This window comes from Nocardiopsis aegyptia, from assembly GCF_013410755.1.
Taxonomy (GTDB): domain Bacteria; phylum Actinomycetota; class Actinomycetes; order Streptosporangiales; family Streptosporangiaceae; genus Nocardiopsis; species Nocardiopsis aegyptia.
Map to the genome: position 1 here is coordinate 2,566,838 of NZ_JACCFS010000001.1, position 17,459 is coordinate 2,584,296.

The window sequence follows — 17,459 nt, forward strand, 5'->3', positions numbered from 1 at the left end:
CGCCCGTACGCCGCTCCCTGTGGACAGGGGCGACGTACGGGCGGAAACTCAGCCGAGCGAGCGCCGGCGCATGAGCACTAGCGCTTGGAGAACTGAGGAGCCTTGCGCGCCTTCTTGAGACCGGCCTTCTTCCGCTCCACCTCACGGGAGTCGCGGGTCAGGAAACCGGCCTTCTTCAGGGTCGGGCGGTTGTTCTCCGGGTCCAGGGACGCCAGCGCACGGGCGATGCCGTGGCGCAGCGCGCCGGCCTGGCCGCTGGTGCCGCCGCCGTTCAGGCGGGCGAAGACGTCGTAGGCGCCGTCGAATCCGAGGGAGACGAGCGGGTCCTTGATGGTCTGCTGGTGGACCTTGTCCGGGAAGTAGACCTCGAGGGGCTTGCCGTTGATCTTCCACTCACCGGAACCGGGAGCGATACGGACGCGGGCGATGGCCTCCTTGCGGCGGCCGGTGCCGGCGCTGGGGCCGGACGCGGTGGGGACGTAGGCGGCGACCGTCTCGTCGGACTCGCTGGTGTACTCGGAGGGGAACTCCTCCGGGTTGTCAGCGACTTCCTGCGCGACGTCTTCGATGCCGGTGGGCTCGGACACGGTTATCCTCGTGCTTCCTGTAAGTCTCGCGAACGCCTAGGCGGGCTGCTCGATCTTCCTGATTTCGAACGGAACCGGCTGCTGGGCCTGGTGCGGGTGCTCCGGACCGGCGTACACCTTGAGCTTCTTGCCCATCTGGCGGCCGAGGGAGCCCTTGGGCAGCATCCCCTTGACAGCCTTCTCGATGGCGCGCTCCGGGTTCTTCTCCAGCAGGTCGGCATATGCGACCGAACGCAGACCGCCCGGGTAACCGGAGTGACGGTAGGCCCGCTTCTGCTCCAGCTTGTTACCGGTGAGCGCGACCTTGTCGGCGTTCACGACGATCACGAAGTCGCCGGTGTCGATGTGGGGCGCGTAGTAGGGCTTGTGCTTGCCCCGGAGAAGCGTGGCAACCTGGCTCGCCATACGCCCGAGCACGAGATCGGTAGCGTCGACAACGTGCCACTGACGCTGGACATCGCTAGGTTTGGGGCTGTATGTGCGCACGATCGTTTGCCTTCGCTCTTCAGTCGGCTGCCCCATCCCATGGGCGGGATGGAGGACTCGTATTACGAAACACTCCCGCGGGTTTGCGGGGCGTTACTTGGCCGGATGCCCATGCCAATCAGGACGACCCGGAGGTGAGTGCGCAGACGATGGTGCGTGGATCGGCGCCCGACAGTCCGGGGCCCACGGCAACTCAACGCACAACAACGGAATATCCTACCTGGCCACCGCAGCGCAGGTCAAAGCCAGCGGCGGGGTAGACCGGCAGGACCACGCTCGGCGGGGAAAGCGCCGGCACGGGGTCACATCCGTGACCTCTCCGCCTTTTATTATGCCTGTCGCCGGGAGTGCTTCGTCCTGTCCGCGTCCGCGCGTTGGCTACTCTTGCACCGAAAGGCCGGTCTCCGCAGAGCACGACGAGCCCTGACACGAACCTTGGAGACACCCGTCACGGTCGCTTCGGCACCCCGGTACCGGCAGCTTATCCGCGCCGACGGGACGGTGCCACGGACACCACGGCGCGGATCTGGTCACGGACCCGGTCCGCCGCGGTCCCAGCCCCACATCCTCCAGAGCCCTCGGAGACTCCCATCAGCACGTATCCGAACCCGCCCCAACACGGTCCCGACGGTCACCCCACCGGTCCGGAGAGCGGTGACGGCCAGGACCTCCTCGGATCAGCGCCAGGCTCTTCCGAGGGCCAGGATCCCACACCGGGGCCGGCACCCGCACACGACGCGCCCGGTTCCCACGGCCTCCTCCCCCAGCCGCCCGCGAGCCCCTACTCGCCCCCCGGACAGCCGCCGTACGGCCCTCCGGGAAGCCACGGCCCCCAGCCCGGCCAGCCCTCCGGGCCCCAGCCGTCCTTCCCGCCCCACGGACAGCAGGGGCACCAGCCCGGCACGGCCGGGCAACCGCCGTACGGCGCCCCGGGAAGCCACAGCCCTCAGCCGGGCATGCCGGGGCAGCCCTTGGGAACTCCAGGGCAACAGGGGCCCCAGGGGCACGAGCCCACCGCACCCGGGCAGTCGCCGTACGGCCCCCCGGGAGGCCAGGGCCCCCAGCCCGGCCAGCCCTCCGGACCCCAGCAGGGCGCCCCGGGACAACAGATCCCCGGCACCGCCCCGAGCGGCGGCCAGCCCCCCATCTCCTCCGGACCCCAGCCGTCCTTCCCGCCCCAGGGGCAGCAGGGACCCCAGGGCGCGCCCGGACAGCCGCCCTTCGGCGCTCCCGGAAGCCACAGCCCTCAGCCGGGCATGCCCGCACAGCCCGGCGGCCCTCACCAAGCCGACGGCCATCACGGACCCCAGCCGTCCTTCCCGCCCCACGGAGAACAGGGACACCAGCCCGGCGCGGCCGGGCAACCGCCGTACGGCGCGCCGGGAGGCCAGGGCCCTCAGCCCGGCATGCCCTCCGGACCCCAGCAGGGCGCGCCAGGGCAACACATTCCCGGCACCGCCCCGAGCGGCGGCCAGACCCCCATGCCCTCCGGACCCCAGCAGCCCTTCCCGCCCCACGGACAACAGGGCCCTCAAGGACACCAGCCCGGCCAGCCCTCTGGACCCCAGCAGCCCTTCCCACCCCACGGACAACAAGGACCTCAGGGGAACCAGCCCAACGCGCCCGGACAGCCGCCGTTCGGCGCTCCCGGAAGCCAGGGACCACACCCCGGCATGCCCTCCGGACCCCAGCAGGGCGCGCCAGGGCAACACATTCCCGGCACCGCCCCGAGCGGCGGCCAGACCCCCGTGGGGCACCAGCAGCCCTTCGGCGGCCCGCCCGGCATGCCCCCCGGGGCTCCGGGGCAGCAGTTCCCCGGAACGCCCCCGACCGGCGGCCAGGCCCCCATGGGGCACCAGCAGCCCGGCCCGGGGTCGCCGCCGAACGGACCCGTGCCGATCGCCTCCCCCTACCCCACGGGCGGACAGCCCGGCATGAGCGGGCCCCCCGGCCCCGAGCCGGTCTTCCCCGCGGACGCCATGGGCGCCACCGAGAGCATCCAGGCCGTCCCGCCCGTCCCCGGCCGGGGCGACGACCGGCCGCTGTACCGGGACGAGATGCCCGCCGACTCCGGCGCGGACACCGCCCAGTTCGACGTCGCCGCGGTGAGCGACTACGACTCCTACGACGACTACGCGGGCTATGACGACTACGACGACGCCCCGCCCCGGCGCGGCGGGAACCGCACCCGGCTCCTGGTCATCGCGGGCTTCGTGGTCCTGCTGGTGGTCGCGGGCGGCGGCGCGTTCTTCCTCGCCAGCGGCACCGGTGGCGACAGCGGCTCCGCGGACGCCGCGTCGGTCGCCGACGAGGCCGACGACCCCGGCGCCCTCACCACCGACGCCCTCTTCCCGGAGACCGTCGAGATCGAGGGGCAGGGAGCCTTCACCCGCGTCGTCGACGAGGACACCGAGGACTGCGCCTCCGGCACCCACGGAAGCTACGGCGAGGCCCTGAGCGGCAACGACTGCCGCCAGCTCGTCCGCGCCTCCTACGTGAGCGAGGACGGGAACCACGCCGTCACGGTCGGCGTCGCCGCGATGCCCACCGACACCGAGGCCGCGGCCGCCATGGACGCGCAGGACCTGGTCGCCGCCGAGTGGTTCGCCGGCCTGCCCGGCGAGGAGGGCACCCCCGCCGAGCGCCTGGGCTACTCCGGCGGCCACGGCAGCAGCGGCCAGTGGGGCCGCTACGTCCTGTTCTCCCTCGCCGCCAACAGCGACGGCACGGAGGAGGAGGCCGAGGGCGGGAGCGAGGACGCCGCGCTCCTGCGCGACATCGGCGAGGGCTTCCTCGACGAGGCCTTCGCCCGGCTCGCCGACGACCGCGCCTGACGTCCGAACGCGTGAGGGGCGCACCGGCCGCGGCCGGTGCGCCCCTCACGCCGTTCCCTCCCGGTCACCTCACTCCTCGTGCCCCGGGCACGGCAGCTCCCTGACCCGCCGCGTGGACCGCGCCCGCTCGGCCATCTCGCCGGGCGGCGGAAAGCACACCTCCTCCAGGCTCAGCCCCTGCGGACCGACCACATGGACCGACGAGTCGCGCACAGCGGCGCCCAGGACCTCTCCCGGCCACTCCGGCCCGCGCCGACCGTCCCCGACCGCCAGCAGCGCTCCCACGAGCGCGCGGACCATGTTGTGGCAGAACGCGTCCGCCTGGATCGTCCCGTGCACGAGGTGGGTGTCCACCCGCTCCCACTCCAGGCGCAACAGCTCACGGATGGTCGTGGCGCCCTCCCGCTTCTTGCAGAAGGCCGCGAAGTCGTGCTCCCCCACCAGGCGCGCCGCCGCCTCGTTCATCCGGTCCACGTCCACCGGGTTGCGGTGCCACAGCACGTCCCGCCGCAGCAGCGGGTCGACCCCGTACGGGGCGTCGCTCACCCGGTACAGGTAGCGCCGGTACAGGGGCGAGAAGCGCGCGTCGAACCCCGGCGGCGCCACCCGGGCGCCGGTCACCCGCACGTCCTTGGGCAGCACCCCCGCCAGCCGGCGCAGCAGGGCCTCCCCCTCGCGCTCCCAGGCCGCGGCCGGGACGTCCGCGTGCGCCGCCTGGCCCCGGGCGTGCACCCCCGCGTCCGTACGCCCCGAGCACGTCAGCGCCACCTCCGGCTGCCGCAGCACCTTCGCCAGGCCCGACTCCAGCTCCCCCTGGACGGTGCGCCGCGTCGGCTGCCGCGCCCAGCCGGAGAAGTCCGTGCCGTCGTAGGCGATGTCCAGCCAGATCCGGACCGTCGTCTCGTTGTCGTCCATCGAACCCCCATCCCGGAAATGCCGAGTGCCCGACCCCCACGAGGGATCGGGCACTCGGTGAACGGTCGGGGCCCGGGCTCGCGCCCGGGCACCGTCCGCCCTACTTGCTCTCGGAGCTCTCCTCGGCGGCCGCGGGGGCCTCCGTGGTCTCCTCGGCGGCGGCCTCGGGGGCCTCGGGGGCCTCCTCGGCGGCGGCCGGGGCCGCGGCCGGAGCGGCGGCGGGCGCGCTCAGCGCCTCCACCAGCTCGATGACGGCCATCGGGGCGTTGTCGCCCTTGCGCGGACCGATCTTGGTGATACGGGTGTAACCACCGGGACGGTTCTCGTAGCGAGGACCGATCTCGGTGAACAGCTCGTGCACCACGGACTTGTCCGTGATCTTGGTCAGGACCTGACGACGGGCGTGCAGGTCACCGCGCTTGCCGAGGGTGATGAGCTTCTCGGCGTAGGGGCGAAGGCGCTTGGCCTTGGCCTCGGTGGTGCGAATGCGGCCGTGCTGGAACAGCGAGGTCGCGAGGTTCGCCAGGATGTGCCGCTCGTGAGCGGGCCCGGAACCCAGACGGGCGCCCTTGGTAGGCGTGGGCATGGTGTCGTTCTCCTAGTGATGCGATCCGCGGCCGCACTCGGCCGTGGACCATGGGCGACGAGGTCGGTTAGTACTGCTCCGTCTCGACGAAGGACTCACCCTCGTCGTCATCGGAGCCGTAGTTGTCGGCCGCCGTGCTGGGGTCGAATCCGGGCGGGGAGTCCTTCAGGGACAGGCCCATGTCGATGAGCTTCTGCTTGACCTCATCGATGGACTTGGCACCGAAGTTGCGGATGTCCAACAGGTCCTGCTCGGAGCGGGCCACCAGCTCACCAACGCTGTGGATGCCCTCACGCTTGAGGCAGTTGTAGGACCGGACCGTCAGGTTGAGGTCCTCGATCGGCAGCGCCAGGTCCGCCGCGAGCGCGGCGTCCGTCGGCGACGGGCCCATGTCGATGCCCTCGGCGTCGACGTTGAGCTCTCGCGCCAGACCGAACAGCTCGACCAGGGTCTTGCCCGCGCTGGCCACGGCGTCACGGGGACGGATGGCCGGCTTGGTCTCGATGTCGACGATCAGGCGGTCGAAGTCGGTGCGCTGCTCGACACGGGTGGCCTCGACCTTGTAGGTCACACGAAGCACCGGCGAGTAGATGGAGTCGATCGGGATCCGACCGATCTCCTGGCCCTGCTGCTTGTTCTGCGTCGCCGAGACGTAACCGCGGCCGCGCTCGACCGTCAGCTCCATCTCCAGCTTGCCCTTGCCGTTCAGCGTGGCGATGTGCAGGTCGGGGTTGTGCACCTCGACACCCGCCGGCGGAGCGATGTCCGCCGCGGTCACCACACCGGGGCCCTGCTTGCGCAGGTACATCAGCACCGGCTCGTCGTGCTCGGAGCTGACGACCAGGCCCTTGAGGTTGAGGATCATCTCGGTGACGTCCTCCTTGACCCCGGGCACGGTGGTGAACTCGTGCTCGACGCCCTCGATGCGGATGCTGGTGACAGCCGCACCGGGGATGGAGGACAGCAGGGTACGCCGAAGCGAGTTACCGATCGTGTAGCCGAAACCCGGCTCCAGCGGCTCGATGACGAACTTCGAGCGCAGGTCCGAGATCGCTTCCTCGGCGAGCGTGGGACGCTGTGCGATCAACATGGTCCGTGACTTCCCTTCCACATGGCCGCCCGCTATTTGACGGCCACCGGATGGACACCGCCGGATCGGCGGTGCCCTCTACTCGGATTCCTACCCCGCCCGCGCGGGTCCCAGCCGGGACCGCGCGGGGCGAGCGCGACGTGGCACCCGCGTGGTAGGAGACGCGGGCACCCGCTGCCGGGTCAGACGCGGCGGCGCTTCGGCGGACGGCAGCCGTTGTGCGGCACCGGGGTGACGTCCTGGATGGAGCCCACCTCGAGGCCGGTCGCCTGCAGCGAACGGATGGCGGTCTCCCGGCCGGAACCCGGGCCCTTGACGAAGACGTCCACCTTGCGGACGCCGTGCTCCTGCGCGCGGCGGGCAGCGGCCTCGGCGGCCATCTGCGCGGCGTAGGGGGTCGACTTACGCGAACCCTTGAAGCCGACCTGTCCGGAGCTGGCCCACGCGATCACGGCACCCGTGGGGTCCGTGATGCTCACGATCGTGTTGTTGAACGTGCTCTTGATGTGAGCGTGTCCGTGGACAATGTTCTTCTTTTCCTTGCGACGCACCTTGCGCGCGGCACCCTGACGGCCCTTAGGCGGCATTAGCGAAACTCCCAGAGATCATCGGTCCGTTGACGGTTCTCGGACGCGGTGGACAGTCCGAGCGGACTACTTCTTACCGGCCTTCTTCTTACCGGCCACGGTCTTCTTCTTGCCCTTGCGGGTACGCGCGTTGGTCTGCGTGCGCTGACCGCGGACCGGAAGGCCGCGGCGGTGGCGGATGCCCTGGTAGCTGCCGATCTCCATCTTGCGACGGATGTCGGCCTGGACCTCACGGCGCAGGTCACCCTCGACCTGGTAGTTCGCCTCGATCCACTCGCGGAGCTTGACCAGGTCCTCTTCGGCCAGCTGGTAGACGCGGGTGTTCCCGTCGACACCGGTGTTCGCCAGGGTCTCGAGCGCGCGCGTGCGCCCGACCCCGAAAACGTACGTGAGAGCGATCTCCACCCGCTTGTCGCGGGGAAGGTCAACGCCGGCAATACGTGCCATGTGGGCGAGACTCCATCCATGCTGTGCGGAGGTCTGACCCGTTCCACCCTCCCGTCGCCCAATCGACGAGGCCCCGGCCTCCGACCGGGGGTTGTTCCCGGGCCTCCGCGGCCCCGGAATCGGAACAGGTATTCGTTCTTTCAAGCCCTTCGGGGATGGGACCCCTCGGGGTAACTCGCTGGGCGGAAGCCGCGGACAGCGAACCGGGGAACTAGCCCTGGCGCTGCTTGTGGCGCGGGTCCGAGCAAATGACCATGATCCGGCCGTTACGACGGATCACGCGGCACTTCGCGCAGATCTTCTTCACGCTCGGCTTGACCTTCATCGGTGACTCCGAACTCATCACGTCACTCGTCGCGGGCCCGGACGGCCCGTGACGGCTACTTGTAGCGGTAAACGATGCGCCCGCGCGTGAGGTCGTACGGGCTCAGCTCCACGACGACACGGTCGTCGGGAAGAATGCGGATGTAGTTCATCCGCATCTTGCCACTGATGTGGGCAAGGACCTGGTGCCCGTTGTCGAGCTCTACCTTGAACATAGCGTTGGGTAGGGACTCGACAACGGAACCCTCGATCTCGATGGCGCCGTCTTTCTTCGCCATGTCCTCCACGCCTCGCTCATCGATTGGTTGATCAGGACAACCCGACGCGACTCCAGCGGTCCCGCATGACGCGACGGACCCGACGACGGCGGACGAAGCCGGACGTCGTCGGAGCCAGGACACACTGGAAGATCAGGTCAACTGCAAGAGCGTACGTCACTAGGTGGACGTGGCACAGAGATGGCATGCTGACCCAACAGCCCGCGTATGGGCAGTGCCAGTCTATCCCCTCCGGGCAAGTACTCATTACCACGCCGGAGGGGGCGGGCGGTGACCGCGCTCAGCGCAGGATCCGGGGCGCCGCGAGCACCCCCAGGGTCACCAGGCCCATGAGGATGCCCCACGGGCCCAGCACCCACAGGAACCACGGATAGCCGTGGCCCGCGGTGAGGAACAGGATCAGCCAGATCACGAAGCACAGGACGTTGACCCCGCCGTACAGCGCCCACGGCACCATCAGTGCCGGGTCGCGCATGGTCAGCTGGGGTCCGGGAGGACCGTCCTCGCCCTGGGCGGGCTGGACGCCGGCGCCCTGGATGTCGGCCAGGTCGCGCTCGGGCAGGTCCTGGGTGACGAGTTCGAGCTCGTCGACCGTGCGGGCCTTGTAGGTGCGGCTCAACCGGTCGGTGAACTCCTCGTGGTCCAGTCGCCCCTGGGCGAAGTGCTCCTGGAGGAGTTGCGCGACGCGGTCGCGCTCTGAGTCGGACGTGCGTATCGACGGCACCGGGTCGGACATTGCGCGCACCTCGCATCTTCGACCGTGGGTGGTGGCGTCCTGCGCGCGAGGCGCGTAGGGCCGGGTCCGCCTACCAGGTCGGCTGGACGAAACCCATCTGTGTGATTTTATCGCGGTCGGACTCGCGCGCGGTCAACACGAGCGGGCCCTGCGCGGTGATGGCCACGGAGTGCTCGAAGTGAGCGGCCCGCCGGCCGTCGCGCGTCACCACGGTCCAGCCGTCGTCCAGTTCGACGACGTCCTGCTTGCCCAGCGTGGTCATCGGCTCGATCGCCAGGCACATGCCCTCGACCAGCCGGATGCCCTTGCCGCGCTTGCCGTAGTTGAGCACGTGCGGGTCCATGTGCATCTCGGTGCCGATGCCGTGGCCGCCGTACTCGCGGACGTTGCCGTAGCCGCCGTGCTTGGTGATGTGGCCGCCGATCGCGTGGCCGATGTCGCCGAGGCGTCCGCCCGGCAGCATCTGCGCGATCCCCTGCCACATGGACTCCTCGCAGGTCTCCATCATCGCCAGGTCCTCGGGACGGCCCTCGCCGACCGCGACGGTGATCGCCGAGTCGCCGTGCCAGCCGTCCAGGATGGCCCCGCAGTCGATGGAGATGATGTCGCCCTCGGCCAGCACCCGCTCGGAGCTGGGGATGCCGTGGACGACCTCCTCGTTGACCGACGCGCAGATGGACCCGGGGAAGCCGTGGTAGCCCTTGAAGGAGGGCACCGCCCCCGCGTCACGGATGACCTTCTCCGCGATCGAGTCGAGTTCGAGGGTGGACACCCCGGGCCGCACCGCGGCCCGGAGGGTGTCCAGGGCGCGGGCCACGACCTGGCCCGCCGCCCTCATCTTGGCGATCTGTTCCGGCGTCTTGATCTGCACGTCCGGCTCCGCCTTCCGAAACATCAGACGCCGGTCCCGTCGGCCTTCTCCGCGATGGCGGCCTTGGCCCGTGCCGTGACCTGCTCCACGGAACCCGTGGCCGCGATGGTGGCCAGGAGTCCCTCGCGCTCGTAGAACTCCACCAGCGGGGCGGTCTGCTCGCGGTAGACCTTCAGGCGGTGCCTGATGGTCTCCTCGCGGTCGTCCTCCCGCTGGTACAGCTCAGCGCCGTCGTCATCGCACGAGCCCGCCGTCGTGGGAGCGTCGTACTCGACGTGGTAGACGCGGCCGCACTCCGGGCAGGAGCGGCGCCCGGACAGGCGCTTGACGACCTCGTCCTCGTCGACCCTCAGTTCCAGGACGACGTCCAGCCGCCCTTCGAGGTCGGCGAGCATGCCGTTGAGGGTCTCGGCCTGGGGGACGTTGCGCGGGAACCCGTCGAGCAGGAACCCGTTGGCCGCGTCCTCCTTCGCCAGACGGTCCTTGACCATGGCGTTCGTGACCTCGTCGGGGACGAGGTCTCCACGGTCCATGAACTCCTTGGCCTTCTTGCCGAGCTCCGTACCACCGCTGACGTTGGCCCGGAAGATGTCACCGGTGGACACCTTCGGGATCGACAGCTCCGACGCGAGGATCTGGGCCTGAGTGCCTTTTCCGGCCCCAGGCGGCCCCACCAATACTGCACGCATTTATCGCAGAAAACCTTCGTAGTTCCTCTGCTGGAGGTGACTCTCGATCTGCTTCACCGTGTCCAGCCCGACACCGACCATGATCAGGAGGCTCGTTCCTTGCATCGCGATGCCCATGCCGGCGCCGCCGGCGCCGCTGGCACCGAGAGCGACCATCGGAAGGAGCGCGATCACACCCAGGTAGATGGAACCGGGCGTCGTCAGCCGCTTCAACACGTAGTTGAGGTACTCGGCGGTCGGACGCCCAGGCCGGATACCCGGGATGAACCCACCGTACTTCTTCATGTTGTCGGAGACCTCATCGGGGTTGAAGGTAATCGACACGTAGAAGAACGCGAACCCGACGATCATGGCGAAGAAGGTGACCATGTACACCGGGTGGATCCCGGTGCCGGTGCTGAAGTAGGTCTGGATGAAGGTGACGACCGGGTTGGTGGACTCCTGCCCGATCAGACCCACGACCAGCTGCGGGAGGTACAGCAGCGAGGAGGCGAAGATCACGGGGATGATGCCCGCCTGGTTGACCTTCAGCGGGATGTAGGTGGAGCTGCCCCCGTACATCCGGCGTCCCACCATGCGCTTGGCGTACTGCACCGGGATGCGGCGCTGCGCCTGCTCCATGAAGACCACCGCGGTGACGAGCACCAGGGCGGCGATGCAGATGATGGTGAAGACCCAGATCGAGCGCTCCTGGTAGAGGCCCATGATCATGGCCGGGAAGCTCGAGATGACCGTGGTGAAGATGAGCAGCGACATGCCGTTGCCCACCCCGCGCTCGGTGATCAGCTCACCGAACCACATGATGATGGCGGTGCCGCCGGTCATGACGACCACGATCGTGACCAGGGTGAGGATGTCCTGGTTGGGCAGGTAGGTGCTGACCGGGATGGAGCCCTGGAACAGCGCGCCCGTCCTGGCCATGGCGACGATGCTGGTCGACTGCAGGACAGCGAGCATCAGCGTCAGGTAGCGGGTGTACTGGGTGATCTTCGTCTGGCCGGACTGGCCCTCCTTCTTGAGGGCCTCCAGCCGCGGGATCACCACAGTGAGGAGGTTGATGATGATGCTCGCGGTGATGTAGGGCATGACCCCGAGCGCGAACACCGCCAGTTGGAGTAGCGCGCCGCCGCTGAAGAGGTTCACCAGCGCGTACACCCCGGACTCATCCGCCGCGGTGATGGCCTCCATCTGGTCCCGGATCGCCGCGGAGTCGATCCCCGGTGCGGGGATCACCGACCCCAGACGGAAGATCGTCAGGATGAACAGTGTGAACAGCAGCTTGTTGCGCAGGTCGGGCGTGCGGAATGCACGAACGAACGCACCTAGCACGTCTCCTCCTGCGCGGCTTCGGCGGCGGAACGGGTTCCAGACATCGCGGCCGATCCTGAATCGTCGTAGAACGTCAGCACTGAGCCCGTGGCCCAGTGCTCGGAAGTTTTCACATTACGTCAAGCGGGGAGCCCAAACAGATGGCACTGTAACAGCCATCACGCCGGTCGTGCGTATGTGAGCGATAACGATCATTGCTCACAACGCGCGAGGGCGCCCGCCGGCTGGTCGTTCTCGGACCCACCGGGCGGACGCCCCCAGTCGCTCATCGCGTGGATGATCCCCTACAGCTCGGTGACGGAGCCACCGGCGGCGGCGATCTTCTCCTTCGCCGTGGCGGAGAACGCGTTCGCGCTCACCTGCACGGCGACGGTGATCTCACCGGTGCCCAGCACCTTGACGAGCTCGTTCTTGCGAACGGCGCCCTTGGCGACCAGGCCCTCGACGGTGACCTCGCCACCCTCGGGGTACAGCTCGCTGAGCCGGTCCAGGTTCACGACCTGGTAGTTCTTCTTGAAGCGCGCGTTGCTGAAGCCCTTGAGCTTCGGCACCCGGCGGATGAGGGGCATCTGCCCGCCCTCGAAACCGGGACGCACGGTGTTACGAGCCTTCGTGCCCTTGGTGCCGCGACCGGCGGTCTTGCCCTTGGACGCCTCGCCACGGCCCTTGCGGACCTTGGACTTGTTGGCGCCCGGAGCGGGCCGCAGGTGGTGCAGCTTGAGCAGCTCGTCGGGGTTGTAGTCGCTCATTCGGCAACCTCCTCGACGGACACGAGGTGCGAGACGATCGTGATCTGTCCACGAACCTCGGGGCGGTCCTCACGGACGGTGGACTTGCCGATCCGGCCCAGACCGAGGGTCTGGAGGGCAGCGTGCTGCTTCTCCTTGCCGCCGATCTTGGAGCGGGTCTGCGTGATCTTGAGCTTGGCCATGGTCAGGCTCCTGCCTTCGCCTCAGCGCGAGCACGGAGCATGGCGGCCGGGGCGACGTCCTCGATCGGCAGGCCACGACGGGCGGCGATCTCCTCGGGCTGGTTGATGCCCTTGAGAGCCGCGACCGTGGCGTGCACGATGTTCAGCGGGTTGGACGAGCCGAGCGACTTGCTCAGCACGTCGTGGATGCCGGCGCACTCAAGGACGGCGCGCACGGGGCCGCCGGCGATCACACCGGTACCCGGAGCGGCCGGACGGAGCATGACGACGCCAGCGGCGTCCTCGCCCTGGACCTGGTGCACGATCGTGCCCTGGATGCGGGGGACGCGGAAGAAGTTCTTCTTCGCCTCCTCGACACCCTTGGCGATCGCGGCCGGGACCTCCTTGGCCTTGCCGTAACCGACACCGACCATGCCGTTGCCGTCACCGACGACGACGAGAGCGGTGAAGGAGAAGCGACGGCCGCCCTTGACGACCTTCGCGACCCGGTTGATGGTCACGACCTTCTCGATGTAGGAGACACCCTTGTCTGCGGCGCCGCCGCGGCGATCGTCACGGCGATCACGCCGCTCGCCACCGGCGCCGCGCCGCGGTGCTGCAGCCATCAGTGGTTCCTCTTCTCGTGGTTGATCTTGTCCAGTACGAAGGTCATCCCTAGAACTCCAGTCCGCCCTCGCGCGCCGCGTCGGCGAGCTTGGCAATACGGCCGGAGTACTGGAAGCCTCCGCGGTCGAACACGACCGCGGAGACGCCGGCGTCCTTGGCACGCTGGGCGATGAGCTGGCCGACCTTGACGGACTTGTCCGACTTGGTGCCGTCCACGCCGCGCACGTCGGCCTCAACGGTGGAGGCCGCGGCCAGCGTGTGGCCCCGGGAGTCGTCGATGACCTGGACGACGATGTGCTTGGAGGAGCGGAACACGGCCAGGCGGGGACGCTCGGCGGTGCCCTGGATCCGCTTGCGGACGCGGAACTGGCGACGCGCACGGGAGGTGGCGCGCTTGGCGGTCCGCTTGCGGCTCACGGTGATACCCATGCCTACTTACCAGCCTTTCCGGCCTTGCGGCGGATGTGCTCACCCTTGTACCGCACGCCCTTGGCCTTGTACGGGTCAGGCTTGCGCAGCCCGCGGATGTTCGCGGCCACCTGGCCCACCAGCTGCTTGTCGATGCCCTCGACGTGGAGGATCGTCGGCTTCTCAACGCGGAAGCTGATGCCCTCCGGAGGCTCGATCACCACGGGGTGGCTGTAGCCCAGCGAGAACTCCAGGTTGGCGCCTCGGGCCTGGACGCGGTAACCCACGCCGTGGATCTCCAGCGTCTTGGCGTAGCCCTTGGAGACGCCCTCGATGAGGTTCGCGAGCAGCGCACGGGTCAGACCGTGCAGCGAGCGGTTCTCCGGCTTGTCGTCGGGACGCGCCACCGAGATGATCTCTCCGTCCTTGGAGACGGTGATCGGCTCGGCGACGGTGTGCTTCAGTTCGCCTTTCGGCCCCTTGACAGTGACGTCTTGCCCGTTAATCGTGACTTCGACGCCCTTGGGGGCCGAGATCGGCAGTCGACCGATTCGCGACATGCTTCAATCTCTCCCTGTTACCAGACGTAGGCGAGAACTTCGCCGCCAACGCCACGCTTCTTGGCCTGCTTGTTCGTCATCAGGCCACCGGACGTCGAAATGATCGCCACACCGAGGCCACCCAGCACCCGCGGCAGGTTCTCCTTCTTGGCGTACACCCGCAGACCGGGCTTGGAGACCCGGCGGATGCCCGCGATCGAACGCTCACGGGTGGGGCCGTACTTCAGTTCGAGGACGAGGCTCTTGCCCACGGGGGCCTCCTCGGTCCGCCAGCCCTGAATGAAGCCCTCCTGCTGGAGGATCTCGGCGATGTGCGCCTTGATCTTGGAAAACGGCATCGTCACGGTGTCGTGGTAAGCCGAGTTCGCGTTGCGCAGACGAGTCAGCATGTCTGCGATCGGGTCGGTCATCGTCATGGCCGATTGGCCCTTCCTCACCGCGGTTTCCGAGTGCGGGCTTTCCCAGAGCCTGCCCTCCTGCGGGTCTCCCCTGGAGGTGCACAAACGGACCTACGGCGCGGTCGTGGGCACCGCGGTCCCTCGCGGGACTACCGTGCCCTGATGGTTGGATGTTGCCGGACCGTGACCGCCTGGTGCGGTCACCGTCACTGCATTGAAGCGACCAAGCAGAGGCGCTTCGGGGGGCCGACCTCGTGGAGCCCTCCCAGGGGGAGGAGCGCACGGTCGGCCCCGCCGGAAACTACCAGCTCGACTTGGTGATACCGGGCAGCTCGCCGCGGTGCGCCATCTCGCGGAAGCAGATACGGCACAGGCCGAACTTCCGGAAGACGGCGCGCGGACGGCCGCACCGAGAGCATCGAGTATACGCACGAACGCCGAACTTCGGCTTCCGCTGCGCCTTCGCGATCAGGGACTTCTTAGCCATGTGTGCTTACCCCTCAGGCTTCCTTGAACGGGAAACCGAGCCGCTTGAGCAGGCTGCGGCCCTGGTCATCGGTCGTGGCCGTGGTGACAACCGTGATGTCCATCCCACGCTGCCGGTCGACCTTGTCCGGGTCCACCTCATGGAACATGACCTGCTCGGTCAGACCGAAGGTGTAGTTCCCGTTCCCGTCGAACTGCTTCGGGGAGAGTCCACGGAAGTCCCGGATCCGGGGCAGGGCGAGCGAGAGCAGCCGGTCCAGGAACTCCCACATCCGGTCGCCGCGCAGCGTGGCGCTGGCGCCGATCGGCTGGCCCTCGCGCAGCTTGAACTGCGCGATGGAGTTCTTGGCACGGTTGATCTTCGGCTTCTGCCCGGTGATCGCCGACAGGTCGGCGATCGCGCCCTGGATCAGCTTCGCGTCACGAGCGGCCTCGCCGACACCCATGTTGACCACGATCTTCGTCAGACCGGGGACCTGCATGATGTTGGCGATGTCGTGCTCTTCCTTGAGAGCAGCGACGATCTCGTTACGGTACTTCTCCTTCAGCCTCGGCATCGGAGGGGCCGTGATGTCGTTGGTAACCGTCATCAGATGTCCTTACCGGTGCGGCGGGAGACCCGAACCTTGGTTCCGTCTTCCTCGAAGCGGTAGCCCACCCGGGACGCCTTGCCGTCCTCCGCGAGCGCAACGTTGCTCACGTGGATGGGGGCCTCCTTGGTGACGACCTCGCCCTGCTGGCCGCCCGCCGGGTTGGCCTTCCTGTGCTTCTTGACCAGGTTGACGCCCTCGACGACGACACGGTCTTCCTTCGGCAGGGCCTTGACGACCTTGCCGGTGGCACCCTTGTCCTTGCCGGCGATGACGATGACCTCGTCGCCAGATTTGATCTTCATCGCCTACAGCACCTCCGGCGCCAGCGAAATAATGCGCATGTACTTCTTGTCACGCAGCTCACGGCCCACCGGGCCGAAGATGCGGGTGCCTCGCGGGTCCCCACCGTCCTTGATGAGCACGGCAGCGTTCTCATCGAAGCGGATGTAGGAGCCGTCGGGCCGGCGGCGCTCCTTGACGGTGCGCACGACAACGGCCTTGACGACGTCGCCCTTCTTGACTGCAGCGCCAGGCTGGGCGTCCTTCACCGTGGCGACGATCGTGTCGCCGATCCCGGCGTAGCGCCGACCCGAGCCACCGAGTACACGGATGGTCAGGATCTCCCTGGCACCCGTGTTGTCGGCGACCTTGAGTCGCGACTCCTGCTGAATCACGTCTGCTCCTGATGTGATGCGTGCGGTCCACTGCCGCACGGCTAGGTGGTCTCACCCCTCGCGGCGGCGGCCGACAACGTGTGCCGGCCGCCACCACAGGCTGGGGTTACTTAGCCTTCTCCAGGATCTCCACGACGCGCCAACGCTTCGTCGCGGAAAGCGGCCGGGTCTCCATCAAACGGACCCGGTCACCGACGCCACAGGAGTTCGCCTCGTCGTGCGCCTTGTACTTGGTCGTCCGACGGATGACCTTGCCGTACATGGCGTGCTTGATGCGGTCTTCGACCTCGACGACGACGGTCTTGTCCATCTTGTCGCTGACGACGTAGCCCTCGCGCACCTTGCGGTAGTTGCGGGTCGCGGTCTGGTTCTCACTCATTCGGCTGCTTCCTTCGTCTCCTCAGCCGACTCACCAGACAGCGGGACGATGCCCAGCTCGTGCTCCCGGAGGATCGTGTAGATCCGCGCGATCTCTCGCTTGACGGTACGCAGCCGGCTGTGGTTGTCGAGCTGGCCTGTGGCGGCCTGGAAGCGGAGGTTGAAGAGCTCGGTCTTCGCTTCCTTGAGCTTGGCGACCAGGTCCTCGACGGACTGGTCACGCAGCTCCTGGGCAGTCACGGACTTCGCCATCACTCCCCCTCCCGCTTAACAAACTTGCACTTCATCGGGAGCTTGTGCATCGCACGGCGCATGGCTTCCTTCGCCACGGCCTCGGGCACGCCCGACAGCTCGAACATCACACGGCCGGGCTTGACCGGGGCGACCCACCACTCGGGCGAGCCCTTACCGGAACCCATGCGGACCTCGGCCGGCTTCTTGGTCAGCGGGCGGTCCGGGAAGATGTTGATCCACACCTTGCCGCCACGCTTGATGTGCCGGGTCATGGCGATACGAGCGGACTCGATCTGCCGGTTGGTGACGTAGGCCGACTCCAGAGCCTGGATGCCGAACTCGCCGAAGTTGACCGACGTGCCGCCCTTGGCCTTGCCGCGCAGGTCCGGGTGGTGCTGCTTGCGGTACTTGACCTTACGAGGAATAAGCACG

27 protein-coding genes are annotated in these 17,459 nt (G+C 68.3%); 1 reads left to right on the forward strand and 26 read right to left on the reverse strand.

Going from position 1 to position 17,459, the window contains the following annotated elements:
- Positions 1 to 77: 77 nt before the first annotated feature.
- Together rpsI and rplM are read right to left on the reverse strand one after the other, a co-directional pair.
- Positions 78 to 587 (reverse strand): 30S ribosomal protein S9, encoded by a 510-nt coding sequence (gene rpsI, locus HNR10_RS11400; RefSeq protein ID WP_053616324.1) that lies wholly within the window; start codon positions 585 to 587, stop codon positions 78 to 80.
- A 36-nt stretch (positions 588 to 623) separates the two neighbouring features.
- The gene (gene rplM, locus HNR10_RS11405; protein ID WP_053616342.1) at positions 624 to 1,073 is read right to left on the reverse strand and encodes a 50S ribosomal protein L13; all 450 of its coding nucleotides are present in this window, start codon (positions 1,071 to 1,073) and stop codon (positions 624 to 626) included.
- 1,673 nt (positions 1,074 to 2,746) lie between these two features.
- Here rplM and HNR10_RS11410 point away from each other — a divergent pair.
- Positions 2,747 to 3,907, forward strand: a complete 1,161-nt coding sequence (locus HNR10_RS11410; protein WP_246406179.1) for a hypothetical protein — start codon at positions 2,747 to 2,749, stop codon at positions 3,905 to 3,907.
- A 69-nt stretch (positions 3,908 to 3,976) separates the two neighbouring features.
- Here HNR10_RS11410 and truA read toward each other — a convergent pair whose 3' ends face one another.
- The 24 genes from truA to rplP all read right to left on the reverse strand — a co-directional run bounded on the left by truA (position 3,977) and on the right by rplP (position 17,458).
- The gene (gene truA / locus HNR10_RS11415) at positions 3,977 to 4,822 is read right to left on the reverse strand and encodes a tRNA pseudouridine(38-40) synthase TruA (RefSeq protein WP_179823041.1); all 846 of its coding nucleotides are present in this window, start codon (positions 4,820 to 4,822) and stop codon (positions 3,977 to 3,979) included.
- A gap of 100 nt (positions 4,823 to 4,922) precedes the next feature.
- Positions 4,923 to 5,408, reverse strand: a complete 486-nt coding sequence (gene rplQ, locus HNR10_RS11420; RefSeq protein ID WP_179823042.1) for a 50S ribosomal protein L17 — start codon at positions 5,406 to 5,408, stop codon at positions 4,923 to 4,925.
- A 67-nt stretch (positions 5,409 to 5,475) separates the two neighbouring features.
- On the reverse strand, positions 5,476 to 6,498 hold the full coding sequence (locus HNR10_RS11425; RefSeq protein ID WP_179823044.1) for a DNA-directed RNA polymerase subunit alpha: 1,023 nt from the start codon (positions 6,496 to 6,498) through the stop codon (positions 5,476 to 5,478).
- Between the two features lie 182 nt (positions 6,499 to 6,680).
- Positions 6,681 to 7,085 (reverse strand): 30S ribosomal protein S11, encoded by a 405-nt coding sequence (gene rpsK / locus HNR10_RS11430; protein ID WP_053616319.1) that lies wholly within the window; start codon positions 7,083 to 7,085, stop codon positions 6,681 to 6,683.
- 66 nt (positions 7,086 to 7,151) lie between these two features.
- Positions 7,152 to 7,532: a 30S ribosomal protein S13 gene (rpsM, locus tag HNR10_RS11435; protein ID WP_053616318.1), complete on the reverse strand. Its 381-nt coding sequence runs from the start codon at positions 7,530 to 7,532 to the stop codon at positions 7,152 to 7,154.
- Between the two features lie 211 nt (positions 7,533 to 7,743).
- Positions 7,744 to 7,830, reverse strand: coding sequence for a 50S ribosomal protein L36 (gene rpmJ, locus HNR10_RS11440; RefSeq protein WP_312889488.1), 87 nt, complete (start codon positions 7,828 to 7,830; stop codon positions 7,744 to 7,746).
- Between the two features lie 82 nt (positions 7,831 to 7,912).
- Positions 7,913 to 8,134: a translation initiation factor IF-1 gene (infA, locus tag HNR10_RS11445; protein ID WP_013156135.1), complete on the reverse strand. Its 222-nt coding sequence runs from the start codon at positions 8,132 to 8,134 to the stop codon at positions 7,913 to 7,915.
- A 280-nt stretch (positions 8,135 to 8,414) separates the two neighbouring features.
- Positions 8,415 to 8,870: a DUF1707 domain-containing protein gene (locus HNR10_RS11450; RefSeq protein WP_179823046.1), complete on the reverse strand. Its 456-nt coding sequence runs from the start codon at positions 8,868 to 8,870 to the stop codon at positions 8,415 to 8,417.
- 70 nt (positions 8,871 to 8,940) lie between these two features.
- Positions 8,941 to 9,765 carry a type I methionyl aminopeptidase gene (gene map / locus HNR10_RS11455; protein ID WP_179823048.1) on the reverse strand — a complete coding sequence of 275 codons (825 nt, stop codon included), beginning with the start codon at positions 9,763 to 9,765 and terminating at the stop codon, positions 8,941 to 8,943.
- A complete protein-coding gene (locus HNR10_RS11460) occupies positions 9,765 to 10,430 on the reverse strand; it encodes an adenylate kinase (RefSeq protein ID WP_179823050.1) in 666 nt (221 codons plus the stop codon). The genes map and HNR10_RS11460 overlap by 1 nt, the downstream gene beginning before the upstream one ends.
- Positions 10,431 to 11,759 carry a preprotein translocase subunit SecY gene (gene secY / locus HNR10_RS11465; protein WP_179823052.1) on the reverse strand — a complete coding sequence of 443 codons (1,329 nt, stop codon included), beginning with the start codon at positions 11,757 to 11,759 and terminating at the stop codon, positions 10,431 to 10,433.
- Between the two features lie 284 nt (positions 11,760 to 12,043).
- The gene (rplO, locus tag HNR10_RS11470) at positions 12,044 to 12,508 is read right to left on the reverse strand and encodes a 50S ribosomal protein L15 (RefSeq protein ID WP_179823054.1); all 465 of its coding nucleotides are present in this window, start codon (positions 12,506 to 12,508) and stop codon (positions 12,044 to 12,046) included.
- Complete coding sequence (gene rpmD, locus HNR10_RS11475) at positions 12,505 to 12,690, reverse strand: 50S ribosomal protein L30 (RefSeq protein WP_179823056.1); 186 nt, start codon at positions 12,688 to 12,690, stop codon at positions 12,505 to 12,507. Before rpmD ends, rplO begins: the two co-directional genes overlap by 4 nt.
- 2 nt (positions 12,691 to 12,692) lie before the next feature.
- Positions 12,693 to 13,295, reverse strand: coding sequence for a 30S ribosomal protein S5 (gene rpsE, locus HNR10_RS11480; RefSeq protein ID WP_053616311.1), 603 nt, complete (start codon positions 13,293 to 13,295; stop codon positions 12,693 to 12,695).
- A gap of 49 nt (positions 13,296 to 13,344) precedes the next feature.
- Entirely contained in the window at positions 13,345 to 13,725 is a 381-nt protein-coding gene (rplR, locus tag HNR10_RS11485; protein ID WP_053616310.1) for a 50S ribosomal protein L18, read from the reverse strand.
- Between the two features lie 2 nt (positions 13,726 to 13,727).
- The gene (gene rplF, locus HNR10_RS11490; RefSeq protein ID WP_179823057.1) at positions 13,728 to 14,264 is read right to left on the reverse strand and encodes a 50S ribosomal protein L6; all 537 of its coding nucleotides are present in this window, start codon (positions 14,262 to 14,264) and stop codon (positions 13,728 to 13,730) included.
- Between the two features lie 17 nt (positions 14,265 to 14,281).
- Positions 14,282 to 14,680 (reverse strand): 30S ribosomal protein S8, encoded by a 399-nt coding sequence (gene rpsH, locus HNR10_RS11495; RefSeq protein WP_053616308.1) that lies wholly within the window; start codon positions 14,678 to 14,680, stop codon positions 14,282 to 14,284.
- A 283-nt stretch (positions 14,681 to 14,963) separates the two neighbouring features.
- Positions 14,964 to 15,149, reverse strand: a complete 186-nt coding sequence (locus HNR10_RS11500; protein ID WP_017573364.1) for a type Z 30S ribosomal protein S14 — start codon at positions 15,147 to 15,149, stop codon at positions 14,964 to 14,966.
- 13 nt (positions 15,150 to 15,162) lie between these two features.
- Positions 15,163 to 15,738: a 50S ribosomal protein L5 gene (rplE, locus tag HNR10_RS11505; protein WP_179823059.1), complete on the reverse strand. Its 576-nt coding sequence runs from the start codon at positions 15,736 to 15,738 to the stop codon at positions 15,163 to 15,165.
- Positions 15,738 to 16,043: a 50S ribosomal protein L24 gene (rplX, locus tag HNR10_RS11510; protein ID WP_053616306.1), complete on the reverse strand. Its 306-nt coding sequence runs from the start codon at positions 16,041 to 16,043 to the stop codon at positions 15,738 to 15,740. The genes rplE and rplX overlap by 1 nt, the downstream gene beginning before the upstream one ends.
- Positions 16,044 to 16,046: 3 nt before the next feature.
- Positions 16,047 to 16,415: a 50S ribosomal protein L14 gene (gene rplN, locus HNR10_RS11515; RefSeq protein WP_053616305.1), complete on the reverse strand. Its 369-nt coding sequence runs from the start codon at positions 16,413 to 16,415 to the stop codon at positions 16,047 to 16,049.
- Between the two features lie 106 nt (positions 16,416 to 16,521).
- Positions 16,522 to 16,794: a 30S ribosomal protein S17 gene (rpsQ, locus tag HNR10_RS11520; protein ID WP_053616304.1), complete on the reverse strand. Its 273-nt coding sequence runs from the start codon at positions 16,792 to 16,794 to the stop codon at positions 16,522 to 16,524.
- Complete coding sequence (gene rpmC / locus HNR10_RS11525) at positions 16,791 to 17,045, reverse strand: 50S ribosomal protein L29 (RefSeq protein WP_053616303.1); 255 nt, start codon at positions 17,043 to 17,045, stop codon at positions 16,791 to 16,793. Before rpmC ends, rpsQ begins: the two co-directional genes overlap by 4 nt.
- Positions 17,045 to 17,458 carry a 50S ribosomal protein L16 gene (gene rplP / locus HNR10_RS11530; protein ID WP_053616302.1) on the reverse strand — a complete coding sequence of 138 codons (414 nt, stop codon included), beginning with the start codon at positions 17,456 to 17,458 and terminating at the stop codon, positions 17,045 to 17,047. Before rplP ends, rpmC begins: the two co-directional genes overlap by 1 nt.
- Between the last annotated feature and the right edge of the window lies 1 nt (position 17,459).

What these genes read in the sequence shown, in the direction of transcription:
- infA (WP_013156135.1), bottom strand. Translation starts at nt 8,134, where the DNA reads ATGGCGAAGAAAGACGGCGCCATCGAGATCGAGGGTTCCGTTGTCGAG.
- rpsQ (WP_053616304.1), bottom strand. Translation starts at nt 16,794, where the DNA reads ATGAGTGAGAACCAGACCGCGACCCGCAACTACCGCAAGGTGCGCGAG.
- rplR (WP_053616310.1), bottom strand. Translation starts at nt 13,725, where the DNA reads ATGGGTATCACCGTGAGCCGCAAGCGGACCGCCAAGCGCGCCACCTCC.
- HNR10_RS11460 (WP_179823050.1), bottom strand. Translation starts at nt 10,430, where the DNA reads ATGCGTGCAGTATTGGTGGGGCCGCCTGGGGCCGGAAAAGGCACTCAG.
- HNR10_RS11410 (WP_246406179.1), top strand. Translation starts at nt 2,747, where the DNA reads ATGCCCTCCGGACCCCAGCAGGGCGCGCCAGGGCAACACATTCCCGGC.
- rplQ (WP_179823042.1), bottom strand. Translation starts at nt 5,408, where the DNA reads ATGCCCACGCCTACCAAGGGCGCCCGTCTGGGTTCCGGGCCCGCTCAC.
- HNR10_RS11450 (WP_179823046.1), bottom strand. Translation starts at nt 8,870, where the DNA reads ATGTCCGACCCGGTGCCGTCGATACGCACGTCCGACTCAGAGCGCGAC.
- HNR10_RS11500 (WP_017573364.1), bottom strand. Translation starts at nt 15,149, where the DNA reads ATGGCTAAGAAGTCCCTGATCGCGAAGGCGCAGCGGAAGCCGAAGTTC.
- rpmD (WP_179823056.1), bottom strand. Translation starts at nt 12,690, where the DNA reads ATGGCCAAGCTCAAGATCACGCAGACCCGCTCCAAGATCGGCGGCAAG.
- rpsK (WP_053616319.1), bottom strand. Translation starts at nt 7,085, where the DNA reads ATGCCGCCTAAGGGCCGTCAGGGTGCCGCGCGCAAGGTGCGTCGCAAG.
- rpmC (WP_053616303.1), bottom strand. Translation starts at nt 17,045, where the DNA reads ATGGCGAAGTCCGTGACTGCCCAGGAGCTGCGTGACCAGTCCGTCGAG.
- rplX (WP_053616306.1), bottom strand. Translation starts at nt 16,043, where the DNA reads ATGAAGATCAAATCTGGCGACGAGGTCATCGTCATCGCCGGCAAGGAC.
- rpsM (WP_053616318.1), bottom strand. Translation starts at nt 7,532, where the DNA reads ATGGCACGTATTGCCGGCGTTGACCTTCCCCGCGACAAGCGGGTGGAG.
- rplO (WP_179823054.1), bottom strand. Translation starts at nt 12,508, where the DNA reads ATGAGCGACTACAACCCCGACGAGCTGCTCAAGCTGCACCACCTGCGG.
- truA (WP_179823041.1), bottom strand. Translation starts at nt 4,822, where the DNA reads ATGGACGACAACGAGACGACGGTCCGGATCTGGCTGGACATCGCCTAC.
- rpsE (WP_053616311.1), bottom strand. Translation starts at nt 13,295, where the DNA reads ATGGCTGCAGCACCGCGGCGCGGCGCCGGTGGCGAGCGGCGTGATCGC.
- map (WP_179823048.1), bottom strand. Translation starts at nt 9,765, where the DNA reads ATGTTTCGGAAGGCGGAGCCGGACGTGCAGATCAAGACGCCGGAACAG.
- HNR10_RS11425 (WP_179823044.1), bottom strand. Translation starts at nt 6,498, where the DNA reads ATGTTGATCGCACAGCGTCCCACGCTCGCCGAGGAAGCGATCTCGGAC.
- rpsH (WP_053616308.1), bottom strand. Translation starts at nt 14,680, where the DNA reads ATGACGATGACCGACCCGATCGCAGACATGCTGACTCGTCTGCGCAAC.
- rplF (WP_179823057.1), bottom strand. Translation starts at nt 14,264, where the DNA reads ATGTCGCGAATCGGTCGACTGCCGATCTCGGCCCCCAAGGGCGTCGAA.
- rplE (WP_179823059.1), bottom strand. Translation starts at nt 15,738, where the DNA reads ATGACGGTTACCAACGACATCACGGCCCCTCCGATGCCGAGGCTGAAG.